The 5,422-nt window shown below is 44.7% G+C and carries 2 protein-coding genes; both read right to left on the bottom strand.

All coding sequences use genetic code 11. From position 1 onward, the window contains the following. Window positions 1–3,530 (bottom strand): N-acetylmuramoyl-L-alanine amidase (locus tag ACZ25G_RS04405; protein WP_463681672.1); only part of this gene is annotated, 3,530 nt, incomplete at its 3' end. A gap of 99 nt (window positions 3,531–3,629) precedes the next feature. Then, window positions 3,630–4,958 (bottom strand): glycoside hydrolase family 10-like protein, encoded by a 1,329-nt coding sequence (locus ACZ25G_RS04400; protein WP_342681421.1) that lies wholly within the window; start codon window positions 4,956–4,958, stop codon window positions 3,630–3,632. Between the last annotated feature and the right edge of the window lie 464 nt (window positions 4,959–5,422).

The raw sequence follows: 5,422 nt of genomic DNA, 5'->3' as shown, positions 1-5,422 counted from the left end.
TAGGGTGCTGTTCCCGAGTTATTGGAGGAAAGCACGTAAGAGTAAGCGGCAACTGCTTGGGCTTTTAACGCCTCAATATTAAAGCTTTCTGGCATCTCATTGGCAACAATGCCAGCAACGATGTCGTAAGCATTTCCTTCCACTACCTTGCCACCGGAAGTCACCTTCAATTTCGGAAGTTTATCCGCATTGGTGTCGTCAGAATCGTCAGAATCCGGAAGCTTGGTTGTCACAGGAGGAGTGGTAACCGGTACATCCGGTAAAATGTTGTCACCAGAAGATGGCTCAGAAGTGACAGGAGGTCTTGTTCCGATAACCGGCTTCTCTGTAGTGGTAGTTTCAGGAACTGTGGTTGTCACCGGTGCGGTCGTGGTAGTGACCGGCTTTGTTGTGGTCACCGGTGCGGATCCAATCTCACTGGCCTGCGTACCTGTCAAATTGGCAGTGTAAGTACTATTAAAGTATTCCTCAATTCCCTCAACGATACCGTCAGCCAGCTTGTCCCGATAAGAAGCCGTCAAGAGCTTTTCGTATTCTTCCGGGTTGGTGACGAATCCACACTCAACCAGGTTGGCTGGGAATGCACTGTCCCTTGTCATAGCCATGTAACCAAAGACTGAACCGTCGCCATTGGTACCGTAACGGATATTGGTTCCCGCTGCTTCATTGACATTTGCGCAGATATAGGAAGCCAGGGACTGGGAGAAATCGTTAAAGTAATAGGATTCGATACCATTCGCAGAAGATGTCGAGCCGGCAGAGTTCTGATGAATGCTGACCAGCAGGCTGGAATTAAAATCTTTTGCCTGTCCCAGTCTGTTCTCAATAGAGAGCCAAGACTGCTGGGTATCGATCATGAGGACTTTAGCGCCCTTAGCCTCCAGCTTGGAAACAACCAGCTTCGCGATCATCTGATTGATCTCCTGCTCATTATAGGCGGGATTGAAGCCGAGAGCTCCGGGATCACCTTTCCAATGGCCAGGATCAATGGTGATGCGGGCATTGCTCAAGGTGGTGGGAGAGTTAAACCGGAAGACCAGGTCATCGCCCTCATAGTAAGCAGTATAACCCAAGAATGAACCGGTCTTTTTCAACTTGAGCTGCAAGGTACTGCCAGACCAAGTTGCACTGGTAAACAACGGGTTCTTGCTTAAGGACAGTCCATCCGCTACCTTGGTAGTGCTATCGAAAGCAATGTTAATATAGCTGCCGGTATAAGTTACCTTATAAGGCACCTTCCAAGAGGTAGAGACGGTCAAATAAGTATACTGTCCATCGCCTGTGAATTCAAGTCTGTCGATGGTATTGTTACCATATCCTTGATCACTAATCACCTGGGCATCTTTGGTATAAATGCGCTGGCCAGAAGCCAACTGGTAATACCGATAGGTTGTACTGCCATCCGACCAAGATACCTCGCTGAGCACACGCGCAACCGTTCCCTTAGGCAGCGGGAAATATCCAGGATCAGAATAGTCGTTGATTTTATCTGTCGGGAATGTCTCAGCTGAATCTGCCGTGATAATAATCTGCTTGCCACTCATCTTATTGCCAGATGAAGATGGCACCACTGTTTTCCCATCAGAATATACCGTATCCGGATCAGAAGGCTCCGTAGTTGGAGGCTCTGTCGTCGTCGGCGGATCCGTCTCGGAATCAGGTTCTGTAGTGGTTATGTCCGGATCTGGTGAACTCGTGGTTGGAGGCTCCGTGGTCACAGGCGGTGTTACCGTTGTGGTATCAGAGCTATCCGGTGTAGAGGTCTCTGCCGGCGGTGTAGTAACCGAAGGTTCATCTGTTACCTCTGGTTCTGTTGTCACTACAGGCTCTTCCTCAGCTACATACTTAGGATTAATCTGTACCGAAGCCCCCTGCTTGGTCTCATTAATTCCCTGATAGTTGGCTGCAAAGGTGATGCTGCCGAGATCCTGAATACTGCTTGTCCCCTCCGGCAGCTTGATGGTACCGGTATACATCTGATAAGCAGAGGAGGTATCAACATTTTCATCAATTGCAGTGGTCGGAGACAGTTCTATAGTTGTTCCACCCAATGTTGCAGTAACCGTAGATCCTTCATAGGCCAATGCGCTAACCGCAATTTCCATAGAGCCATCCAGCACCATAGAGCCACTAGGAGAAACTTCTTTAAACACCTGAACAGCGCGAGTAATTGTATATGTATATTGCTTATCTCCCTGCGCAATGGTAAAGGTATTTGCTCCAATCTTCAAATCCCGCTGGATGCTGAAGTAACCACTGTCATTTGTCTCAACCTTTTCTCCATCAAAGAAAAGATCTTGATCTGGATCAGCCGCACCCGCAAAGGTCACAGTGGGCTCATATGTCGTCATCACTGTTTGAGAAGGCTTTGTAACCGTCAATTCCTGCAGGATAATTTCTTCATTTTTTCCCGTCTCAAAGAAGAGAAGAAGCTTCTCAGTGCTGCCGCCAGGATTGTCCACCAAACTGGAAAGGGAGTTAAATACGGCTCCACCATATTGGCTCCCCTCTTGGGCCAGCAGAATCTGCTCTACGATTTCATCGGCGCTTGTCCACCCATCGGCTGTGCAAATTTTATCGGCACTATATATATAGTAGATGGGCAGCTCGTTGTCTTCAGCCACTTGATTCCACCAAGCAGAAACAACTGTAAAGGGAACATCCTTATCATCTCTTGTTGTATCCGCTCGAACCATGACCAAATCAACATAGTCCTTTTCAATGAAACCTTTGACATCTGCATATCCATCGGTCAAGGTGGCAAATTCAGCTGTAGTGTCACTTCCTTGCTTATTGTCAGCCTCATTGGCCCAGACACTATCGGTCAGCAGACCAAACTGGACTGCGCGATTTGCCTCCTTGGATTTTTCGGAAAGGGCCTTCACCAAAGACTCTGTAGCACTCTGCATAAAGCTTTCATAGCCTTGGCCAGCACCGTTTTCCTCATAATCACTGTAGCTAGCCGCTGAAGAGAGATAGTAGTAATCATCCAGCAGCACACCATCTAGATCATAGGAAGAAACGATTTGCTCCAAATTCTCACCGCTTTGTTCAATCACATCGCTGGTAATCGTCTGCGCATCGCCATTCTGCGTTGCAAGAGCGTCATAGATGACATATACATACATCTTTTCTTCTCTTGCCTTTTTAATGGCATACTCCAATGGATCAAAATCTTCCATGACGCTGGGCATCGCATCGCTTTTATAAATGACCTGATCCTTATAGGATAGACCAATGACTACTGTATTCATGGTCAAATCCTTCGCTGACTGAATCGCTTCATCGATCTGACTTTGTACCGTTGTTGCGGACAGGTCATCACCAACAAGAAAATCTGTTCCCGGCATTAGGTATACCGCTCGCATTTCCGTTGGCTTGTTAAAGCTAACAGGCTCCAAAGTCAGATCGGTACCGTCTACACTGTCAGGCACCACCTGCGCTTCCTCATTTTGCAATTTTGGTGTCTGTTGCTCCAAATTTTTGTCTGCCACAAAAATGGATGTCACTCCCGTTACCAGTGTGATCAAAACAAACAGAACACTGAGAGAAATTGCTGTGACCCTTCTGTTCGAAAAAACTGTTTTCAAAGCGTATCCCTCCCTCACATCTACTTGTAGAAGATATGGTTATTTTAGAATGGTTTTTAAATTTTCTTTTTCCTCCTCTACTAGCTCTTTTACGGATTGTTCTGGTTGAAATAATGTTCCATAGTTGTAAAGTGAAAAACCTTTGTAGGAATCCCCTTGCAGATCTCTGCAAAATTCAACTTGACGTTTGAGCAGATCACCACCGTCAACAATCCATTCGTCCATTCCCTCTTCACCAGCCCATTGATCTTCCTGGCCAATTTTATAGGCTGCAAGGCCGATGTATAGATCTACATCACTTTGGGACGCAAGATCTGCCCACTCCTCAACTGTAGCCGCAAACGGTACACTGTTCTTAAAGCCATAATAAACTTGTGGCATAATATAATCCAGATAGCCTTCTTTTTCTATCCAATATTTCACATCAGCATATTGCTTATTGTAGTTGATATCAATATTCCCTTGGGGGCTGATACCAAATTCCATATTCTCATCAATAGCTTTGATAGCCTCATAAACCTTGTGGATAAGCGTATTGACATTGTTTCTCCGCCAAACGTCCAATGACAGCTCTTTACCACTTTTCTCATAGGCTTTGCTATCAAAGACTACATCAGTGGTTGGATAGAAATAATCGTCAAAGTGAATAGCATCTATATCATAGTTTTGCACAAGCTCTTTTACACCGTTTACAATCAAGGCTTGGTTTTCATCAATGGCGGGATTAAGGTACAGCGCCTGAGACAGCGCCGCTTCCCCAGATTCCCCTTGGGTTGTGACGACATAGTCGTCCTGCTCCATCAGCCATTGATAGATGATCGTATCCGTATCCAGCGTTTGTGTAGGTGTCTTTACACGATAAGGATTAATCCAAGCTTCAATACGCAAATCACGCTCTCTGGCCAGATCAATCATTAGCTGCAACGGATCGTATCCAGGATCCTGGCCCTGGGTCCCCGTGATGATATGTGACCAAGGAAAATAGCTGGACTTGTAAATTGCGTCGGCAAAAGGTCTCACCTGCACGATCACAGTATTGAGCCCCATCGCATCAATGTTGTCAAATACATTCTCCAGGTGTTTTTGTGTCTGTGCTTTATCAGCAGACAGCAGATCCTGTAACTCCAGATAAGACAGCCAAACAGCCCGCCTCTCTCCCTGGGTGTTATCGGAGCCTGTACCAAAGGACACGTTATCATCAGTGCCTGGGGATTCTGGTGAATATTCAGCATCCGACTGTGCGCCATTGGGCAGCGTAACCGCACCTGAAGCCTCATTTTGGGGAATTGATGTTTCTTTTTCCGCGCTGCAGCCGGGCAGCACAGCGAGTAACATCAATAGCAAAATTGTCATGATTCGTACTTTCATTTGTTACCTCAATCCATAATTTTGCTTATTTATATTCTAATATTAAGGCAAAAATAGGTCAATAGTTAATGTCTTCATAACAAAATGTTTACATATTCAGTCAAAATGACGAAAAAACGCAAATATTTTACCCGTTTCCACTTTGCATTTCCTTCCGCTTTTATGTTTTTTCATCTCTTTCATTCATATTTTATACATAATTTTGATGTTGGCATTTTCATTTTCTTCCTTTCCGCCTCGGCATTTGAAAGTAATTTTATAGATAAAATTACTCATTTTCCCAATTATATTGTAAAAAATCTTTTCTTTTTGTTTTTTATACTTATTGATATCTATTTTCTTTTAGTTCATCTCTATTATTGTAATAAATTCACATAGTGTAAAGTTTATTACTTTACATAGATTTTTCGCAAAATTCCGCCATGTCAAAATGACCAATAACTCTATGCTATTTTATGTAAGCA

The organism is Zongyangia sp. (genome assembly GCF_965361945.1).
The sequence above is the reverse complement of the archived record's forward strand: the minus strand, read 5'-3'. Positions and strand labels throughout refer to the sequence as shown.